We start from the raw sequence: 18,216 nt of genomic DNA, 5'->3' as shown, positions 1-18,216 counted from the left end.
GAATAGGGGAATCAGAGAAACCAGGCCAGCACAAACAGGCCGAGCATGGCGAAGGCCAGCGCCAGCTTGAGCACCGTGCCCAGCAGCAGGCCGACCCAGGTGGCCAGGCCGACGCGGGTGGCGCGGCGCAGGGCCCGGGTATGCCACAGCTCGCCGAGCAGGGCGCCGATGAACGGGCCGGCGATCAGGCCGAGCGGGCCGAAGAACAGGCCGGCCAGGGTGCCCAGCGCCGCGCCCCAGACCGCCATCGGCCCGGCCCCGACGCGCTTTGCACCGGCGGCGGTGGCGAGGAAGTCGGCCACGATCGACAGCACGGTCAGCAGGCCGAGCAGGACCAGGGCCAGCGGCCCGATCCGCTCGAAATCCCCGGCCCAGGCCGCCAGCAGCATGCCGAGGAAGACCAGCGGCAGGCCGGGCAGGGCGGGGAGTACGACGCCGGCCAGCCCGACCAGGACGAGGATCGCGGCGATGACGTACCAGAAGACGGTGGGATCCATGGGAGAGGGGTCTCGATTCCGGCCGGCCCGGCCTCCCCGGGCCGGGTCCCGGGGCATGATTGCATTTCCCCTGAACGAGGGGTAAGTTTGGGCCCGCTGCGCTTGGCAAGGTCACGTGAACCGTGGCCTGATGCGGTAGGTCCAGATGTGATGGTGATGGTCCGCTACATCGTTACACCTCGCGTACTCCTTGCAACCAGCCGCCGCGGCAACGGCGTAACCACCACCCAGCAAAGTTCGAGGAGTCACCCGTAATGGCAGAGCGCGAGACCGGCACCGTCAAGTGGTTCAACGATGCCAAGGGATTCGGATTCATCAGTCGTGAGAACGGCGAGGACGTGTTCGTGCACTTCCGCGCCATCCAGATGCAGGGCTTCAAGAGCCTGAAGGAAGGCCAGAAGGTCACCTTCACCGTCGTCCAGGGCCAGAAGGGCCTGCAGGCCGACGCGGTCCAGGCCGCCTGAGGCACTGCGAAAACCCGGAACCGGAACGGCCCGCCATTGGCGGGCCGTTCTTTTTCGCGGGCGCCGTTCCGCCCGGGACCGGCGCGTGCCTTGCCAGGCGGATGCCTCAGCGCAGGATCACCTTGCCGTTGACCACGCGCACGTAGGTGTTCTCGCGGATGCCGCCGAGGTCGCGCTGGTTGATCACCACGGTGCGGCCGTCGTCCATGCGCACGTGGATGTCGTAGCTGTCGCCGGTGACGCGCTTCTGGATGGCGTTGCCGGCCATGGCGCCCGCGGCGGCGCCGGCGACGGCAGCCACGTTCTGGTTGCCCTTGCTGCCGCCGGTCTTGTCCGAGATCTCGTGGCCGGCAACCGCGCCGACGATGCCGCCCAGCACCGCCCCGGTGGCCGAAGGCGCGCTGCGGCCCGAGCCGATCGCGTCGATGCGCGTCACCAGGCCGCAGTCGGCGCAACGGGTCTGCGAGGGATAGGCCGGGGCGGAGCTGCCGTAGTAGCCGCCGGAACCGTAGTTCGGCGAAGTGGTGCAGCCGGCGAGTACCAGCACGCCGGTGGCGGCGAGTCCGATCAGGTGGCTCTGCTTCATCGCATGTCTCTCCTTGGTGACGAATCGCGGACGAGGGTGGGCGGCACTGTGCGTTTCATCGCGCCGGGGCCATCGTGTTTCGGCCCGCGTGAACGGGGCGCCAACCGGAGCCATGCGACGCCGGCGGCGCCCGCGTCGTATCAGCCGCGGTTCAGCGGAAATCGCGATGGCAGTCCTTGCAACCCTGGCCGACGCGCTCATTGACCGCGGCCAGCTGCGCGCAGTCCGCAGGCGGCGCGGCCAGCGCCTCGTCCAGCGCCGCGCGCAGGTTGCTGGCCGCTTCGTTGAAGCGCGCGTCGTCACGCAGGCCGGGGAAGGCGGCTTCGACGTCGTTGGACAGCGCGCGCAGCGACTGCAGGCGCGGCAGCGCGTCGCTGGCGGTGCAGCGGTTGGCCTTGGCTGCGTCGCGCAGCTGCCCGGACTGGTGCGCCATGACGTTCATCAGCGCCTCCGGGAAGGGATCGGTGCGCGCCTGCAGCGCGCGCAGCAGCATCACCGCGGCGACGGCGCCGACCACCAGGCCGAGCAGGAACAGGAACAGGTAGCGTCCGGCGTTGCCCTTGGCCCGGGTTTCCTGGGGGGTCATGCAGCATCTCCTTGCGGGTTGTAATGGCGGGGCATGATAGGGCCGGCCCCCGCGCGCCCGCTAGAATGCGCGGATGGATGCATCCCTCCTCGAACGCTTCGCCGGCGTGGACCGGCTGTACGGCCGTGGCGCCGTGGAACACCTTTCGCGCATGCGCGTGGCCGTGGTCGGCCTCGGCGGCGTCGGCTCGTGGCTGGTGGAGGCGCTGGCGCGTTCGGCGGTCGGCACGATCGAGCTGATCGATGCCGACGACCTGTGCGTGTCCAACACCAACCGCCAGCTGCCGGCGCTGGCCGGCCAGTACGGACGCAGCAAGGCCGAGGCCATGGCCGAGCGCTGCCGCGCGATCAACCCGGCGATCGACGCCCGGCCGGTGCAATCGTTCCTCACCGGTTCCAACCTGGAGGAACTGCTGGGCAGCCGCCCGGACCTGGTGGTCGACGCCTGCGACAGCTTCCGCACCAAGGTCGAGGCCATCGCCTGGTGCCGCCGGCGCAAGCAGCCGGTGATCACCGTCGGTTCGGCCGGCGGCCGCACCGACCCGACCCTGGTGCGCGTGCGCGACCTCTCGCGCACCGAGCACGACGCGATGCTGGCGCTGGTGCGCAAGAAGCTGCGCGGCGAGTTCGCCTTCCCGAAGAACCCGCAGCGCTACTTCGGCGTGCCGGCGGTGTATTCGCTGGAAAACGTGAAGTACCCGCAGCCCGACGGCACGGTCTGCGGCGTGCGCCCGCAGCTGGGCGCGGACGCGGCGTTGAAGCTGGACTGCGGCGCCGGCCTCGGCGCGGCCACCCACATCACCGGCACCTTCGCCTTCGCCGCGGCGGGCAAGGCGCTGGAGATGCTGCTGAAGACGCGCGCGGCCTGACCGCGCTCAGGCGGCGGCCGGAAGGCCGAACAGGCGTTCGGCATTGGCGCTGGTCGCCGCGGCGATGTCCTCGGGCGCCTGCCCGCGCAGCCCGGCCACGGTTTCGAGCACGCGCAGCAGGCGCGCCGGTTCGTTGCGCTGGCCGCGGATGCCGGCATCGGGCTGGTCGGGCGCGTCGGTTTCCAGCAGCAGGAATTCCAGCGGCATCGACGCCACCAGCCGGCGCAGGCGCTGCGCGCGCTCGTAGGTGAGCGGACCACCGAGGCCGAGCATGAAGCCGAGCTTCCACAGCTGCCGCGCCTGTTCGGGACTGCCGGAGAAGCTGTGCACCACGCCGCGCAGTCCGCGTTCGCCGCCGATGCGACGGATCGATGCGGTCACCGCGTCGACCGCGCGCCGTGCATGCACGATCACCGGCAGGCCGGTATCGCGCGCCAGCTTCAGCTGGCCGTCGAAATAGCGCGCCTGCTCCTGCGGATCGAGGCCTTCGACGAAGTAGTCCAGGCCGCATTCGCCGATCGCCAGCGGCCGCTCGCGCTCGATCCATTCGCCCAGCGCATCGAGGTCGGCCGGACGGTGTTCGGCGAGGAAAGTCGGGTGCAGGCCGTACGCGGGGAACAGCCCGGGGCTGGCGCGGCACACCTCGCGCAGCTTCGGCCAGCTGGCCGCGGTCACCGCCGGCACCAACTGCCGGCGCACGCCGGCCGCGCGCGCGCGCTCGATCACGGAAGTGCGATCGCCGTCAAATTCCGCCGCATCGAGGTGGCAGTGGCTGTCGACCAGGTCCATGCGGTTGTCTTGCCGGCGCGGTGCTCAGCGCCGGCGCGCGGTGTCGTGGACGACCTGCGGATCCTTGCGCCGCTTCCAGTTGGCCAGCAGCAGCGTGGCCAGGCCGAAGGCCAGCTCGTCGACGAAGGGCAGGGGATCGGGCAGCACGAGGTTTACCAGGAACGCCGCCGCGGTGAACGCGAACAGCGTCGGGAAACGCAGGCCGCGGGCCCATTGCAGGAGGGGCAGCAGCAGGGGACTGGGCATGGCGTCTGGCTCGCGCGGGAGTACGCGCGGAAAGCTAGCACGAGCGCGGTGTACGATCGGAAAGCGGCGGCGCGCCGGGTTCGGTCCGCCATTCAGGTTCGCCGTGCTGCAATCTGCCCCATCGTTGCCGCGGGGAGTGCCCGCGAGGAGAGCCCGGACCATGAAGCAAGCCACTACCGTACTGATCGCTGCCGGTGCCCTGCTGGTCGGAGGCATCGCCACGGCGGCATTCATGAACAGTCGCGATCGCCAGCCCGAAGCAGCGATCGAAGCACCCGTGCAGGATCCGTCGCTGGTCCAGGACGACGTCGCGCCTGGCGCCGGCGACGAGCTGGAAACCGCGCCCGCCCTGCAGTACGCCGACATCATCAAGGTCGAGCCGGTGAAGCAGAAGGAACAGCGCTACGCCACCGTGATCGGCACCGAGCCGGTGCGAGAGACCCAGCAGACCACCGTGCCGCGCGAGGTGTGCGAGGACGTGGTGGTCGAGGAGCGCCTGCCGGAGAAGGACGGCAACGTCGGCGGCACCGTCGCCGGTGCGGTCATCGGCGGCCTGCTCGGCAACCAGGTCGGCGGCGGCAAGGGCAAGAAGGTCGCCACCGCGGCCGGCGCGGTCGCCGGCGGCGTGATCGGCAACCAGGTCGACAAGCGCCATGTCGGCGGCAAGGTCGTCACCCGCACCGAGCGCCAGTGCCGCACCGAACAGGCCGTGTCCGAGACCAGCAAGGTCACCGGCTACAACGTCACCTACCGCAATGCCGACGGCACCACCGGTACCATGCGCATGGCCAGCAAGCCGGGTAACCGCGTGGCGATGGGCAGCACCGACAAGGTGGTCGGCTACGACGTGACCTACCGCTACAACGACAAGGAGGGCACCCTGCGCCTGGACGAGAAGCCGGACAGCGACCGCCTGCCGGTGGTCGACGGCAAGATCGTGACCTCCACCGCGGTGGTCGAACTGGACGACGCCGGCGCCACGCGCCAGTAAGCCCCGGCGTTCCGACGCCCGTTGCAGGAAAGGCCGGCCAGGTGCCGGCCTTTTCTTTGCGTTTCGCCGGCGCATCGCCGAAGCGCCGGCGGGGGGCTCCCGGAGGCGCCGTTCGCGTCGATACAATCGAGGCAATTCCACCACCGATGAAGACGACCATGGCCCTGCCTGCCTATGACCTGTTCGACGTGCGTTCCCTGCTCAGCGAAGAGGAGCGCGCCGTCCAGGAGGCGGTGGCCCGGTTCACCGACGAGCGCGTCCTCCCGGTCATCGGCGAGTGCTTCGACCAGGCGCGGTTCCCGAAGGAGCTGGTGCCGGAAATCGCCTCGCTCGGCCTGCTCGGTTCCTCGCTGCCGGAGGAGTACGGCTGCGCCGGCCTCAACGCGGTCAGCTACGGCCTGATCTGCCAGGAGCTGGAGCGCGGCGACAGCGGCCTGCGCAGCTTCGTCAGCGTGCAGTCCTCGCTGTGCATGTACCCGATCTATGCCTACGGCTCGGAGGAGCAGCGCCGGCAGTGGCTGCCGCGCATGGCGGCCGGCGAGGTGATCGGCTGCTTCGGCCTGACCGAGCCGCACGGCGGTTCCGACCCGGCCAACATGAAGACCCACGCGAAGAAGGACGGCGGCGACTGGGTCATCAACGGCTCCAAGATGTGGATCACCAACGGCAACCTGGCCGACATCGCCATCGTCTGGGCGCAGACCGACGAGGGCATCCAGGGCTTCATCGTGGAGAAGGGCACGCCCGGCTTCACCGCCCAGGAGATCAAGCACAAGATGTCGCTGCGCGCCTCGGTGACCTCCTCGCTGTTCTTCGACAACGTGCGCGTGCCCGATTCCTCGCGCCTGCCCAATGTCAAGGGCCTCAAGGGCCCGCTGGGCTGCCTGACCCAGGCCCGCTACGGCATCACCTGGGGCCCGGTCGGCGCGGCCATCGCCTGCCTGGACGAGGCGCTGAACTACTCGAAGGAGCGCATCCTGTTCGGCCGCCCGGTGGCGGCGACGCAGAGCGCGCAGATCAAGCTGGCCGACATGGCCCGCCGCATCACCCTGGCGCAGCTGCTGGTGCTGCAGCTGGGCCGGCTCAAGGACGCGGGCACCATGCAGCCGCAGCAGGTCTCGCTGGCCAAGTGGAACAACTGCCGCATGGCCATCGACATCGCGCGCGAATGCCGCGACCTGCTCGGCGGCGCCGGCATCACCACCGAACACGCCGCGATCCGCCACGCGCTGAACCTGGAATCGGTGATCACCTACGAGGGCACCGAGACCGTGCACCAGCTGGTGATCGGGCGCGAGCTGACCGGCATCAACGCCTTCTGACGAAGATACCGGTCCGGACGGATCGCTGGGGGAAAAATGGGGCGCTATCGGGGATGGGCGGTAGCCTGCGTTCTGGCGCTCCTTGCTCCGGAAGGACGGGCCGCGGACTACCGGTTCGCCGATGACGTCGCGCCGGCGCCGCTGGAAGCAGTGGTGGAAGGGCCCGCCGAGACCGCGTCCGACGGGCTGCGCTACCTGGTGGTCGCCGACGGCCTGGACCTGACCGCGGAGCGCCCGGCCGCCTGGCGCCGCGTCGCCTACGACGTGGTCCGCGAAAGCGCCCTGGCCGAGGCGGGGCGTTTCAACATCCACTACCAGCCGGCGTACCAGGACGTGGTCCTGCACGCGGTCGACGTGTGGCGGGACGGCCGCCGCATCGACCGCCGCGCCGATTCGCGGATCGAGGTGCTGCGCCGCGAATCCGGGCTGGAGTCGGGCCTGCTCGACGGCCGGCGCACGCTGACCGTCACCATCCCCGACATCCGCGTCGGCGACCGCGTCGAGTACCGCTTCACCGTCCACGGCTACAACCCGGTCTTCGGCGAGGGCCGCCACGACTACTGGATCGCGCGCTACGGCGTGCCGGTGGCCCTGCGCGAGGTGCGCATCGTCCATCCGCGCGCGATGCCGTTGCGGGTCTACGCCGATGTACCCGGCTTCGAACGCAGCGAGCGCGACGAAGGCGCGGTGCGCAGCGTGGTGCTGCGCGGCCGCGGCCTGCCGGCGGCCGAGGACGAGGATTCCACCCCGGCCGGGTACGAGCCGGGTGGTTACATCGAAGCCAGCACCGCGGCCGGCTGGGGCGACGTGGTGCGCTGGGCGCTGCCGCTGTACCCGGGACGCTTCCAGGATCGCGCCGTGGCCGCCGCGCTGGCGACGCAGCTGCAGCTGGACCCCGCCGACCCGGAAGGTTCACTGCTGCGGGCGGTGGCCTTCGTCCAGGGCGAGGTCCGCTACACCGGGCTGGACATGGGCCTGAATTCGCATGCGCCCAATCCGCCGGAACTGGTGGCGCAGCGGCGCTTTGGCGACTGCAAGGACAAGACCCAGCTGCTGGTCGCGCTGCTGCGCGAGGCCGGCATCCGCGCCGAACCGGTGCTGGTCCATACCGGGCAGCGCGCGCGCCTGGCCGAGGCCGCGCCGACGCCGATCGCTTTCGACCACGTCATCGCGCGTGCGTACCTGCCGCAGGGCGAGGTCTGGATCGACGCGACCCGCGACCGCGAGCAGGGCCCGCTGGCCGCACGCGCGCCGCTGGGCCTGCGCCTGGGCCTGCCGGTCACGGCAGGGTCCGCGGGGCTGGTGGAGATCCCGTATCCGTTCCCGCAACGGCCGGAGGTCGAGGTCGAGCAGAGCCTGCGTTTCTCCGGCTCCCACCAGCAAGGCGCGGCGGATTTCGAGGTGGTCACGCGGTACGCGCCGGGGCAGGCCGAGGACATCCGCGAGCGCTTCGAATCCAGGGGCGCCGGCAAGGTCGGCGAGGACTACCTGACCTACATGCGCGGCTTCTACGAAGGCCTGGACGGGCAGGGCGAACCGCGGATCGAGGCCGAGGGCAACGGCGCCCGGGTCAGCGAGCGCTACCGCCTGGAGTGGACCGGCGAGGACGGATTCGACGGCTTCGGTATCATCCCGTTCCAGCTTTTCGACTGGGTGCCGCGCCTGCCCGACAGGACCCGGCGCACGCCGCTGGCGCTCGCCGGCCCGCGGTTCGCGCGGCACACGGTGCGCAGCGAGCACCCGCATGGCTGGGAGATCGAGGCCGACCACCAGCGCGTGGAGAACCCCTGGTTCCGCTTCGATCGCGACATCTCGGTGGACGGCCGCGAGCTGGTGGTCGTCGCCGAATGGCGGCGGCTTGCCGACGAGGTGCCGGCCGAAGGTTACGCGCAGGCGCGCACCGACCTGCTCAAGGTGCGCGAACTGCTGCGCTACGGCGTGGTGCTGGAATCGGAGGATGAACCTTCCGCCATCCGCGCGGCGGACTTCGCCTGGCCGGCCGCGTCGCTGGGCCTGGCCGTGGTGCTGCTGCCGCTGCTGTGGTGGCGGCGCCGCGAATGGGCCTGGGCGGGGATGATGTACCGCCCGCACCGCACCGCGGCCCTGCGCGTGGCCAGCGGCGGCCTCGGCGTCGGCATCGGGATCGGCGTCGCGGTGCTGGGGCTGGAACTGGTGTTCGACACGGTGGACATGTTCTCGAGCAAGCCGCCTGTGCTGGCGCTCGGCGGCGTGCTGGGCCGGGCGGTCATCCTCGCCGTGCGGTGGCTGTTCCTGGCCTGGCTGCTGCGCGTGGTGCTGGCTGCGCTCGGCCACGACGGCGAGCCGGCGGCGATGCGCCGCGCCTTCGGCCTGTCGCTGGCGCCGATGGGCGTGTGCCTGCTGCTGGCGATGGTTGCCCTGGGCTTCCGGTTCGACCTGCTCGATGGCAGGGACTTCGCGCCGGGCCAGATGCCCTCGTTGCTCGTCTTCCTGCTGATGATGCTGGCCGGCCTGGTCTGGTGGCTGCTGTCGCTGGCCGGTGCCGGCGCCGCCGTCGCCCGCGCACCGTACCGGCGCGGCCTGCTGGCCGTGACTCTTGGCGTGTTGCCGCTGGTCGTCGTGGCGTTAGTGTTGGTCTACGCCCTGTTGCCTGGATGACGCCGATGGACACCGCATCGCCCCGCATCGAAACCCCGCGCCTGCTGCTGCGCGTGCCGCGCCAGGAGGATTTCGAGGCGTGGGCCGCGTTCACCGCCGACGAGGAGGCCACCCGCCACATCGGCGGACTGCAGCCGCGGCCGGTCGCGTGGCGCGGACTGGCGGCGATGGTGGGCTCCTGGCAGCTGAAGGGCTATGCCATGTTCTCGGTGATCGAGAAGGCCAGCGGCGAATGGGTCGGCCGCGTCGGCCCCTGGCAACCGGAAGGCTGGCCAGGTCCGGAAGTGGGCTGGAGCATCGTGCGCAGCCGCTGGGGCCTGGGCTATGCGCCCGAAGCCGCGGCGGCGTGCATGGACTGGGCGTTCGACGTGCTCGGCTGGGACGAGGTGATCCACACCATCGCCCCGGAGAACACGAAGTCGAAGGCGGTGGCGGCCAAGCTGGGTTCGGGTTACCTGCACATGGGCCGCCTGCCCGAGCCGATGCACGAACTGCCGGTCGAGATCTGGGGGCAATCCCGCGCGCAGTGGCGCGCCCGCAAGGAGCAGTCGTGATGATCACCGTGCATGGCATGTCGATGTCGGGCAACTGCTACAAGGTGCGCCTGGCCCTGGAGCAGCTGGGCCGTCCGTACCGCTGGAACGAGGTCGACGCCCCGCGCGGCGCGACCCGCACGCAGGAATTCCTCGCGCTCAATCCCAACGGCCGGGTACCGCTGCTGGAACTGGACGACGGCCGCGTCCTGCCCGAATCCGACGCGATCCTGTGCTGGCTGGCCGAAGGCACGCCGCTGCTGCCCGATGATGCCTGGCACCGGGCGCGGGCGCTGTCGTGGCTGTTCTTCGAGCAGTACAGCCACGAGCCGTACATCGCCGTGGCCCGCTTCATCCGCGGCTGGACCCCGGCCGATTCGCCGCGCCGCGCCGACCTGCCGCGCCTGCACGAACGCGGCCACGAGGCGCTGGCGGTGATGGAACGCCACCTGCAGGACGCCGGGTGGTTCACCGGCCCGCAATACGGCGTGGCCGACATCGCCCTGTTCGCCTACACCCATTGCGCCGCCGACGGCGGCTTCGACCTTTCCCCGTATCCGGCGATCGACGCCTGGCTGGCGCGCGTGCGTGCCACGCCGGGCTTCGTGCCGATGCACATCAACGACGCCGAGGCGGTCGCCCGCTTCGCGCTTGCCGACCAACCCAGAAAGAGCGAATGAACGCACCCGTGATCCCCGCCTGGAAGAAGGGCATCAACCGCGCCGAAATCTGCGACCGCAACTTCAGCGAGGCGGTCCGCGCCTGGCCCGGCACGCCCGCGCCGCGCCCGCGCGACGACGCGCCGATCCTGCCCGGCAGCGCGCTGGACGCACGCGGCTTCCGCGAGCTGTTCGAGTCGCAGCTGATCAGCCGCCACCTGGACCTGATGGCGCGCGTGCTGCGCGTCCAGAACAAGGTCTTCTACACCATCGGCAGCAGCGGCCACGAAGGCAACGCGATGGTGGCGCGGCTGACCCGCCATACCGATCCGGCCTTCCTGCACTACCGCAGCGGCGGCTTCATGGCCGAGCGTTTCCGCAAGCTGCCGGGCATGGACCCGGTGATGGATTCGGCGCTGAGCTTCGCCGCCAGCGCCGAGGACCCGGCCTCCGGCGGCCGCCACAAGGTGTGGGGCAGCAAGCCGTTGTGGGTGCTGCCGCAGACCTCGACGATCGCCTCCCACCTGCCCAAGGCGCTGGGCACCGCGGTGGCGATCGAGCAGGCGCGGCGCATCGGCCACGAACTGCCGGTGCCGGCCGACAGCATCGCCATCTGCTCCTTCGGCGACGCTTCGGCCAACCACGCCACCGCGCAGACCGCGTTCAACGCCGCGGCCTGGACCGCCTACCAGAAGCTGCCGGCGCCGGTGCTGTTCGTCTGCGAGGACAACGGCATCGGCATCTCGGTGAAGACGCCGGACGGCTGGATCGGCAACCGCTTCCGCAACATGCCGGGCCTGGACTATTTCCACGCCGACGGCCTCGACCTGGCCAACGGCTACGGCCAGGTGCAGGCGGCGGTGGAGCACTGCCGCCGCACCCGGCGTCCGACCTTCCTGCACCTGCGCACCACCCGGATCATGGGTCACGCCGGCACCGACTTCGAGATCGAGTGGCGCAGCATCGAGGAGCTGTGCGCGGTCGAAGCCACCGATCCGCTGCTGCGCAGTGCGGCGATCGCGCTGGAGTCGGGCCTGTACTCGAAGGACGAACTGCTGGAGCTGTACGAGGCCACCCGTCGCCGCTGCTTCGCCGCCGCGGAGGAAGCCGACCGCCGGCCGAAGCTGTCCAGCCTGGCCGAGGTCATCGCGCCGCTGGCGCCGTACACGCCCGACGCGGTCGCCGCCGAGGCCGCGCGCCCGGCGCCGGAGGCGGCGCGCATCGTCGCCTACGGCGGCGAGGACAAGCTGCCGGAGAAGCTGGCGCCGCGCCACCTGGCGATCCAGATCAACCAGGCCCTGCACGAGCTGATGGCCAAGTACCCGGAGACCCTGCTGTTCGGCGAGGACGTGGCGCAGAAGGGCGGCGTCTACACCGTGACCAAGGGCCTGCAGAAGGCGTTCAAGGGCGCGCGCGTGTTCAACACGCTGCTGGACGAGACCATGATCCTCGGCCTGGCCCAGGGCTACGCCAACATGGGCATGCTGCCGCTGCCGGAGATCCAGTACCTGGCGTACTTCCACAACGCCTGCGACCAGATCCGCGGCGAGGCCTGCTCGCTGCAGTTCTTCAGCAACAACCAGTATTCCAACCCGATGCTGGTGCGCATCGCCGGCCTCGGCTACCAGCGCGGCTTCGGCGGCCACTTCCACAACGACAACTCGATCACCGCGCTGCGCGACATCCCCGGCCTGGTGGTCGGCTGCCCGTCGCGCGGCGACGATGCGGCGACCATGCTGCGCACGCTGGCGGCGCTGGCCAGGGTCGACGGTCGCGTGGCGGTGTTCCTGGAGCCGATCGCGCTGTACATGACCAAGGACCTGTACGAGGCCGGCGACGGCCAGTGGCTGTTCCCGTATCCGGAACAGGGCGAGGCGATGCCGCTGGGCGAGGGCCGCGTCTACGGCGAGGGCAACGACGACCTGGTGATCATCACCTACGGCAACGGCGTGCCGATGAGCCTGCGCGCCGCGCGCCGGATCGAGGCCGAGCATGGCTGGAAGGTGCGCGTGGTAGACCTGCGCTGGCTGGTGCCGCTCAACGAGGCCTTCATCGCCGACCAGGCGCGCAGCGCGAAGCGCCTGCTGATCGTCGACGAGGGCCGGCGCAGCGCCGGCGTGGGCGAGGGCGTGATCACCGCGATCATCGAGGGCGGCTTCGGCGGCCGTCCGTTCCGCCGCGTGGTCGGCGCCGACACCTACACGCCGCTGGCCGGTGCCGCGTTCATGGTGATCCCGGGCGAGGACGACATCGTCGCTGCGGCGAACGACCTGGCCGGCTGAGCCGGAAGCGCGGCGGCGGCCGGGGCTGTCGCCGCGCGCCCGCCAGGACAGGGGCGCGCAGGCGACTCCGCGCGGCCAGGCGCCACATCGGCGCCTTCACCTGGCGCCATCGCCCGCGCGCCTAGCATCCCGGGACACCCCCCGGGAGCATGGCCATGGACAAGCCAAGAGTCGCGGTATTCGTCGGCAGCCTGCGCAGCGGATCGTTCAACCGCCTGCTGGCGAAGGCCGTGGAACGGCTGGGCGAGGACCGCCTGGACTTCGACCACGTCGATATCGGCCGGCTGCCGCTCTACAACCAGGATTTCGATGGCGACTACCCGGAAGAGGGGCGTGCGCTGAAGGAGCAGGTGCGCAGCGCCGACGCGGTGCTGTTCGTCACCCCCGAGTACAACCGCTCGATCCCCGGCGTGCTCAAGAACGCCATCGACCTGGCGTCGCGCCCCTATGGCGACAGCGCCTTCGCCGGCCTGCCGGCGGCGGTGCTGGGCGCCTCGCCCGGCGCGATCGGCACGGCGATGGCGCAGCAGCACCTGCGCAACGTGCTTGCCTACCTGGACATGGCGGTGCTGCCGCAGCCGGAGATGTTCATCCAGTTCAAGGACGGGCTGGTCGACGCCGACGGCAAGGTCACCGTGCAGGACACCCGCGAATTCCTCGAGGATTTCGTCGACCGCTTCGTGGAGTGGATCGTCCGCCAGCGCGGCTGAGCGCCGCGCCGGTCAACCCGGACGCAGCGCGGCCAGGCCCGCGCGCAGGCGTTGCAGCGGGGTGGGGTCGACCGGGCCGGCATCGGTCAGCCCGGCTGCGAGCAGGCGCCGGAACGGCGGCACCGCCGCGCTGGCGCGCAGCGCAGCCGTGCGCAGCCAGCGCGCCGGCGGCCGCGCGTCGGTGTACAGCCCGACGATCGCACGGGTCGCCTGGAACAGCGGCCAGCTGCCGCGGCGGTGGCGGCGCTCGTAGCGGGCCAGCAGAAACGGATCGCCGAGGTCGCGGCCCTGGCGCAGCGCGGTCGCGGCCAGGTCGGACAGGCGCTCGACGCTGGCCAGGCCGAGGTTGAAGCCGTGCGCGGTGACCGGGTGCATGCCCACCGCCGCGTCGCCGGCCAGGGCCAGGCGCGGGCCGACGAAACGCCGCGCCCAGGTCGCCACCAGCGGGTAGAGGTGGCGGCTGCCGGCCAGTTCCATCCGCCCCAGGCGGCCGCCGTAGCGGCGTTCCATTTCGCGGGCGAAGGCCTCCGGCCCGGCCTGCGAAAGCGCGCGGGCCTGTTCGCCGGGCAGGGTCAGCACCGCGCCGGCCAGGTGTTCCTCCAGCGGCAGCAGGGCCAGGGTCTGGTCCAGGCCGAACCATTCCCAGGCCGCGTGGTGGTGCGGCTGCTCGTGGCGCATCCGGCACACCAGCATGCTCTTGCCGAAGTCGTGCAGGTCGGCATCGATGCCCAGCGCCCGGCGGGTCTCGGAGAAACGGCTGTCGGCGGCGACCAGCAGGCGCGCCTGCACGGTGCTGCCGTCCTCCAGGCCGAGGCGGGCCTCGTCGGCGCCGGCGTACACAGTCTGGATGCGGGCGCCGGTGTAGAGGTCCACGCCCGCGGTCTCGCGCATCGCCAGCCAGGCCGCGCGGCGGATCAGGTGGTTGGCGACCAGGTTGCCCAGCCGGTCCTCGCCGCCCTGCGGGGTAACGGTCAGTTCCTGGGCCAGGTCGCGGTCCATCACCCGCGCGCTGCGCAGCGGGAACACCTCGCTGGCGGGGATGTGCTGCCAGGCGCCAAGCTCGCGCAGCAGGCGCATCGAGGCGTGGGTCAGGGCGATCTCGCGGCCGTCGAAGGCCGGCTCCTCGAGCGCGGCCTGCGGCTGCCGTTCGACCAGGGCCACGCGCAGTCCCTGCAGGCCGAAGGCACGGGCCAGGCACAGCCCGACCGGGCCGGCGCCGACGATGGCGACGTCGTATTGCATGTCATCCTCCTGTGGTCGGCGCAGCTTAGGCCGGGGGCGGTGGAGGCTCCCTGATCCCGATCAAGCGGCCGGCAGGCCGGGGGGCCCGGCCGGCCGGCTATACTGCACGGTCCGAACCCGAAATCCGGGTGGCGCTGCCTTTGTGAATCAATCACTTGCGGCGCATTCCCGATAAAACACCTTATTCCGGTGGCGCTCCTGCGCCGCGACACCCCGGGGAATCGACCGCCGCATGCGCCTGTCCACGATCAAGCTGTCCGGTTTCAAGTCCTTCGTCGACCCCACCACGCTGCACCTGCCGACCAACATGACCGGCGTGGTCGGCCCGAACGGCTGCGGCAAGTCCAACATCATCGACGCGGTGCGCTGGGTGATGGGCGAAAGCTCCGCCAGCCGCCTGCGCGGCGACTCTCTGACCGACGTGATCTTCTCCGGCTCGGCCGCACGCAAGCCGGTCAGCCAGGCCACGGTCGAGCTGATCTTCGACAACTCCGACCACACCATCTCCGGCGAGTACGCGGCCTACAACGAGATCTCGGTCAAGCGCACGGTCAGCCGCGACGGCCAGAGCCAGTACTACCTAAACGGCACCAAGTGCCGGCGCAAGGACATCACCGACCTGTTCCTCGGCACCGGCCTGGGCCCGCGCAGCTACTCGATCATCGAGCAGGGCATGATCAGCCAGATCATCGAGGCCCGGCCCGAGGACCTGCGCGTCTACCTGGAAGAGGCCGCCGGCATCTCCAAGTACAAGGAGCGGCGCAAGGAGACCGAGACCCGCATCCGCCACACCCGCGAGAACCTGGACCGCCTCAACGACCTGCGCGAGGAGGTCGACAAGCAGCTGGACCACCTGCGCCGCCAGGCCCGCCAGGCCGAGCAGTACCAGGCGCTGGCCGCCGAGCGCAAGGTCAAGGACGCCGAGTGGAAGGCGCTGCAGTTCCGTGCGCTGGACCAGCAGCTGCAGGCCCTGCGCGAGAAGCTGATGCAGGAAGAGACGAAGCTGGAGCAGATCATCGCCGGCCAGCGCGAGGCCGAGCGCGAGATCGAGACCGGCCGCGTCCGTCGCGAGGAGGCCGCCGAGGCGCTCAATGCCGCCCAGGCCGAGGTCTACAAGGTCGGCGGCGTGCTCGCCCGCATCGAGCAGCAGATCCAGCACCAGCGCGAACTGACCAGCCGCCTGCACCAGGCGCGCGACGAGGCCGCCAGCGCCCTGGAGGAACTGGACCGGCACATCGGCGACGACCGCCAGAAGCTGGAGGCGCTGCAGGCCTCGGTCGAGGAATCCGAACCGCGCCTGGAGCAGCTGCGCGAGGACGACGTTTTCAAGCAGGAGGCGCTGCGCGAGGCCGAGGCCGCGCTTTCGGACTGGCAGCAGCGCTGGGAAGCCTATGGCCGCGAGGCCGCCGAGGCGTCGCGCGCCGGCGAGGTCGAACGCACCCGCGTCGACTACCTGGACCGCCAGGCGCTGGAAGCCGACCGCCGCCGTGAGGCGCTGACCGCCGAGCGCGCCGGCCTGGACCTGGACGCGCTGGCCGAGGCCTTCGAACAGGCGCAGATCCAGCACGAAACGCAGAAGGCGGCGCTGGACACGCTCAACGAACAGCTGGACGCGCGCAAGCAGGCGGTGTCCGCGCTGCAGGAACAGCAGCGCACCGCCCAGGCCGAGCTGGCCGAGGTGCGCAAGCAGGCCCAGGCCGCGCGTGGCCGGCTGTCTTCGCTGGAAACCCTGCAGCAGGCCGCGCTCGGCCAGGAGCAGGGCGCCGCGGTGGCCTGGCTCAAGGCCCGCGGGCTGGATTCGGGCGCGCGCGTCGGCGAGCGCCTGAGCGTCGAGGACGGCTGGGAAAACGCGGTCGAAAGCGCGCTGGGCCAGCTGATCGAGGGCGTGCTGGTCGAGGCGCCGGAAACGCTGGTCGAGGCGCTGGCCGACCTGGGCGAAGGCCGCATCGCGCTGGTCTCCGCCGAGGAAGGCGCGGCCGACTTCGCGCCGACCTCGCTGGCCGCCAGGGTCCGCGGTCCGCTGGCGATCCGCCGCCTGCTCGCGCGCCTGCACGCGGCCGAGGACCTGGCCGAGGCCCGCCGCCTGCTGCCGCAGCTGGGCGAGGGCGATTCGATCATCACCCGCGCCGGCGAGCGCCTGGGCGAGGGCTGGGTGCGCGTGTCGCGCCAGGGCGCCGCCAGGCAGGGTGCGCTGCTGCGCGAGCGCGAGATCCAGGCGCTGCGCGCCAGCATCGAGGAACTGCAGCAGCGCGAGGCTGTGCTGGAAGAGCGCCTGGCCCAGCAGCGCGACCAGCTGCTGGCCGCCGAGCAGCAGCGCGAGGACGCGCAGCGCCAGCTCTACCTGGCCCACCGCAGCGTCTCGGAACTGGCCGGCCAGCTGCAGAGCCAGCAGGGCCGCATGGACACCGCGCGCCAGCGCATCGAGCGCATCGAGAACGAACTGGCGCAGCTGGCCGAGACCCTCGACAACAGCCGCGAGCAGGCGCGCGAAGCGCGTTCGCGCCTGGAGGACGCGGTCGTCCGCATGGGCGACCTCGAAGCCACCCGACAGTCGCTGGAAGCCGAGCGCCGCCGCCTGACCGAAGCCCGCGACCTGGCCCGCGACGCGGCCCGTGCCAGCCGCGAGGCCACCCATGCCCTGGCCCTGGCGCTTGAATCGCAGCGCACCCAGGTCGCCTCGCTGGTCCAGTCGCTGCAGCGCATGGACGCCCAGCGCGGGCAGCTGGACAGCCGCCTGGGCGAGCTGGCCGCGCAGCTGGCCACCGGCGATTCGCCGGTGCAGGCGCTGGAAGCCGAGCACCAGGCCGCGCTGGCCGAGCGCGTGCGCGCCGACCGCGCGCTGGGCGAGGCGCGTTCGGTGCTGGAAGGCATCGACAACGAGCTGCGCGCCTTCGAGCAGACCCGCCACCAGCGCGACGAGCAGTCGCTGGCGCAGCGCGAGCGCATCTCGCAGCGCCGCCTGGAGCAGCAGGCGCTGCAGATGAAGGCCGAACAGATCGTCCAGGCCATCACCGAGGAGGGGCTGGTGCTGGAGGACGTGGTCAACACGCTGCCGGACGTCGCCGACCCGCGCGAGTGGGAACAGGCGGTGGGCCAGATCGAGGCGCGCATGCGCCGCCTGGAGCCGGTCAACCTGGCCGCGATCCACGAATGCGGCGAGGCCGAGCAGCGCAAGCAGTACCTGGATTCGCAGAACGCCGACCTTACCGCGGCGCTGGAAACGCTGGAAGAGGCGATCCGCAAGATCGACCGCGAGACCCGCGGCCGCTTCAAGGACACCTTCGACCGGGTCAACTCCGGCCTGCAGGCGCTGTACCCGCGCCTGTTCGGCGGTGGCCACGCCTACCTGGAGCTGACCGGCGAGGACCTGCTCGACACCGGCGTGGCGATCATGGCGCGCCCGCCGGGCAAGCGCGTGTCCAACATCTCGCTGCTGTCCGGCGGCGAGAAGGCAATGACCGCGGTGGCGCTGGTGTTCGCGATCTTCCAGCTCAACCCGGCGCCGTTCTGCCTGCTGGACGAGGTCGACGCGCCGCTGGACGAGGCCAACGTGGGCCGCTTCACCAACATGGTGAAGGAGATGAGCGAGAAGGTGCAGTTCCTGTTCGTCAGCCACAACAAGGCGACGATGGAGGCGGCGCACCAGCTTTCGGGCGTGACCATGCGCGAGCCGGGCGTGTCGCGCCTGGTCAGCGTGGACCTGGAGGAGGCCGCGCGCCTGGCTGGCGCGGCCTGACCCGGGGACAAACGGCGGGCCGCGGCCGGGGTTTTTCCACGGCCGCCGCTCGTGACATGCTTGCAGCT

At 71.2% G+C, this 18,216-nt stretch carries 16 protein-coding genes; 10 read left to right on the top strand and 6 right to left on the bottom strand.

Annotation, left to right across the window (positions count from 1 at the left end):
* Positions 1–11: 11 nt before the first annotated feature.
* A complete protein-coding gene (locus M503_RS0112000; protein WP_028918873.1) occupies positions 12–497 on the bottom strand; it encodes a DUF456 domain-containing protein in 486 nt (161 codons plus the stop codon).
* 254 nt (positions 498–751) lie between these two features.
* Here M503_RS0112000 and M503_RS0111995 point away from each other — a divergent pair, with 254 nt between their 5' ends.
* Positions 752–961 (top strand): cold-shock protein, encoded by a 210-nt coding sequence (locus M503_RS0111995; protein ID WP_013535422.1) that lies wholly within the window; start codon positions 752–754, stop codon positions 959–961.
* Between the two features lie 106 nt (positions 962–1,067).
* Here M503_RS0111995 and M503_RS0111990 read toward each other — a convergent pair whose 3' ends face one another.
* Together M503_RS0111990 and M503_RS0111985 are read right to left on the bottom strand one after the other, a co-directional pair.
* The gene (locus tag M503_RS0111990) at positions 1,068–1,547 is read right to left on the bottom strand and encodes a glycine zipper 2TM domain-containing protein (protein WP_024868785.1); all 480 of its coding nucleotides are present in this window, start codon (positions 1,545–1,547) and stop codon (positions 1,068–1,070) included.
* Positions 1,548–1,698: 151 nt separating this feature from the next.
* Positions 1,699–2,133, bottom strand: a complete 435-nt coding sequence (locus M503_RS0111985) for a cytochrome c (RefSeq protein WP_028918872.1) — start codon at positions 2,131–2,133, stop codon at positions 1,699–1,701.
* A 73-nt stretch (positions 2,134–2,206) separates the two neighbouring features.
* Here M503_RS0111985 and M503_RS0111980 point away from each other — a divergent pair, with 73 nt between their 5' ends.
* Positions 2,207–3,001, top strand: coding sequence for a tRNA threonylcarbamoyladenosine dehydratase (locus M503_RS0111980; protein WP_028918871.1), 795 nt, complete (start codon positions 2,207–2,209; stop codon positions 2,999–3,001).
* A 6-nt stretch (positions 3,002–3,007) separates the two neighbouring features.
* On the opposite strand, the gene M503_RS0111975 is transcribed toward M503_RS0111980, so the two are convergent.
* Complete coding sequence (locus M503_RS0111975; RefSeq protein ID WP_028918870.1) at positions 3,008–3,790, bottom strand: TatD family hydrolase; 783 nt, start codon at positions 3,788–3,790, stop codon at positions 3,008–3,010.
* Between the two features lie 24 nt (positions 3,791–3,814).
* Positions 3,815–4,036 carry a DUF6116 family protein gene (locus tag M503_RS0111970; protein ID WP_024868788.1) on the bottom strand — a complete coding sequence of 74 codons (222 nt, stop codon included), beginning with the start codon at positions 4,034–4,036 and terminating at the stop codon, positions 3,815–3,817.
* A gap of 160 nt (positions 4,037–4,196) precedes the next feature.
* Between M503_RS0111970 and M503_RS0111965 the strand changes: the two genes are divergently transcribed.
* The 7 genes from M503_RS0111965 (at position 4,197) to M503_RS0111935 (ending at position 13,170) form a co-directional block, all read left to right on the top strand.
* Positions 4,197–5,027, top strand: a complete 831-nt coding sequence (locus tag M503_RS0111965) for a glycine zipper 2TM domain-containing protein (protein WP_028918869.1) — start codon at positions 4,197–4,199, stop codon at positions 5,025–5,027.
* A 158-nt stretch (positions 5,028–5,185) separates the two neighbouring features.
* Positions 5,186–6,349, top strand: a complete 1,164-nt coding sequence (locus M503_RS0111960; RefSeq protein WP_024868874.1) for an acyl-CoA dehydrogenase family protein — start codon at positions 5,186–5,188, stop codon at positions 6,347–6,349.
* A gap of 153 nt (positions 6,350–6,502) precedes the next feature.
* Positions 6,503–8,986: a DUF3857 domain-containing protein gene (locus tag M503_RS0111955; protein WP_197017226.1), complete on the top strand. Its 2,484-nt coding sequence runs from the start codon at positions 6,503–6,505 to the stop codon at positions 8,984–8,986.
* A gap of 5 nt (positions 8,987–8,991) precedes the next feature.
* Entirely contained in the window at positions 8,992–9,540 is a 549-nt protein-coding gene (locus M503_RS0111950) for a GNAT family N-acetyltransferase (protein ID WP_028918867.1), read from the top strand.
* A complete protein-coding gene (locus tag M503_RS0111945) occupies positions 9,540–10,199 on the top strand; it encodes a glutathione S-transferase family protein (RefSeq protein WP_037061328.1) in 660 nt (219 codons plus the stop codon). Before M503_RS0111950 ends, M503_RS0111945 begins: the two co-directional genes overlap by 1 nt.
* A complete protein-coding gene (locus tag M503_RS0111940; protein ID WP_028918865.1) occupies positions 10,196–12,460 on the top strand; it encodes a thiamine pyrophosphate-dependent enzyme in 2,265 nt (754 codons plus the stop codon). Before M503_RS0111945 ends, M503_RS0111940 begins: the two co-directional genes overlap by 4 nt.
* Before the next feature lie 155 nt (positions 12,461–12,615).
* A complete protein-coding gene (locus tag M503_RS0111935) occupies positions 12,616–13,170 on the top strand; it encodes an NADPH-dependent FMN reductase (protein WP_028918864.1) in 555 nt (184 codons plus the stop codon).
* A 12-nt stretch (positions 13,171–13,182) separates the two neighbouring features.
* Here M503_RS0111935 and ubiM read toward each other — a convergent pair whose 3' ends face one another.
* Positions 13,183–14,412: a 5-demethoxyubiquinol-8 5-hydroxylase UbiM gene (ubiM, locus tag M503_RS0111930; protein ID WP_028918863.1), complete on the bottom strand. Its 1,230-nt coding sequence runs from the start codon at positions 14,410–14,412 to the stop codon at positions 13,183–13,185.
* A 232-nt stretch (positions 14,413–14,644) separates the two neighbouring features.
* Between ubiM and smc the strand changes: the two genes are divergently transcribed.
* Complete coding sequence (gene smc / locus M503_RS0111925) at positions 14,645–18,148, top strand: chromosome segregation protein SMC (protein WP_028918862.1); 3,504 nt, start codon at positions 14,645–14,647, stop codon at positions 18,146–18,148.
* The last annotated feature ends 68 nt before the right edge of the window (positions 18,149–18,216 follow it).

The sequence above is a fragment of the Pseudoxanthomonas suwonensis J47 genome (genome assembly GCF_000513955.1).
Taxonomy (GTDB): domain Bacteria; phylum Pseudomonadota; class Gammaproteobacteria; order Xanthomonadales; family Xanthomonadaceae; genus Pseudoxanthomonas; species Pseudoxanthomonas suwonensis_C.
Note: the sequence above shows the minus strand (reverse complement) of the source record. Positions and strands in the feature narration are given on the sequence as shown.

Coding starts and splice junctions, on each gene's coding strand:
- M503_RS0112000 (WP_028918873.1), bottom strand. CDS start 497: ATGGATCCCACCGTCTTCTGGTACGTCATCGCCGCGATCCTCGTCCTG.
- M503_RS0111995 (WP_013535422.1), top strand. CDS start 752: ATGGCAGAGCGCGAGACCGGCACCGTCAAGTGGTTCAACGATGCCAAG.
- M503_RS0111990 (WP_024868785.1), bottom strand. CDS start 1,547: ATGAAGCAGAGCCACCTGATCGGACTCGCCGCCACCGGCGTGCTGGTA.
- M503_RS0111985 (WP_028918872.1), bottom strand. CDS start 2,133: ATGACCCCCCAGGAAACCCGGGCCAAGGGCAACGCCGGACGCTACCTG.
- M503_RS0111980 (WP_028918871.1), top strand. CDS start 2,207: ATGGATGCATCCCTCCTCGAACGCTTCGCCGGCGTGGACCGGCTGTAC.
- M503_RS0111975 (WP_028918870.1), bottom strand. CDS start 3,790: ATGGACCTGGTCGACAGCCACTGCCACCTCGATGCGGCGGAATTTGAC.
- M503_RS0111970 (WP_024868788.1), bottom strand. CDS start 4,036: ATGCCCAGTCCCCTGCTGCTGCCCCTCCTGCAATGGGCCCGCGGCCTG.
- M503_RS0111965 (WP_028918869.1), top strand. CDS start 4,197: ATGAAGCAAGCCACTACCGTACTGATCGCTGCCGGTGCCCTGCTGGTC.
- M503_RS0111960 (WP_024868874.1), top strand. CDS start 5,186: ATGGCCCTGCCTGCCTATGACCTGTTCGACGTGCGTTCCCTGCTCAGC.
- M503_RS0111950 (WP_028918867.1), top strand. CDS start 8,992: ATGGACACCGCATCGCCCCGCATCGAAACCCCGCGCCTGCTGCTGCGC.
- M503_RS0111945 (WP_037061328.1), top strand. CDS start 9,540: ATGATCACCGTGCATGGCATGTCGATGTCGGGCAACTGCTACAAGGTG.
- M503_RS0111940 (WP_028918865.1), top strand. CDS start 10,196: ATGAACGCACCCGTGATCCCCGCCTGGAAGAAGGGCATCAACCGCGCC.
- M503_RS0111935 (WP_028918864.1), top strand. CDS start 12,616: ATGGACAAGCCAAGAGTCGCGGTATTCGTCGGCAGCCTGCGCAGCGGA.
- ubiM (WP_028918863.1), bottom strand. CDS start 14,412: ATGCAATACGACGTCGCCATCGTCGGCGCCGGCCCGGTCGGGCTGTGC.
- smc (WP_028918862.1), top strand. CDS start 14,645: ATGCGCCTGTCCACGATCAAGCTGTCCGGTTTCAAGTCCTTCGTCGAC.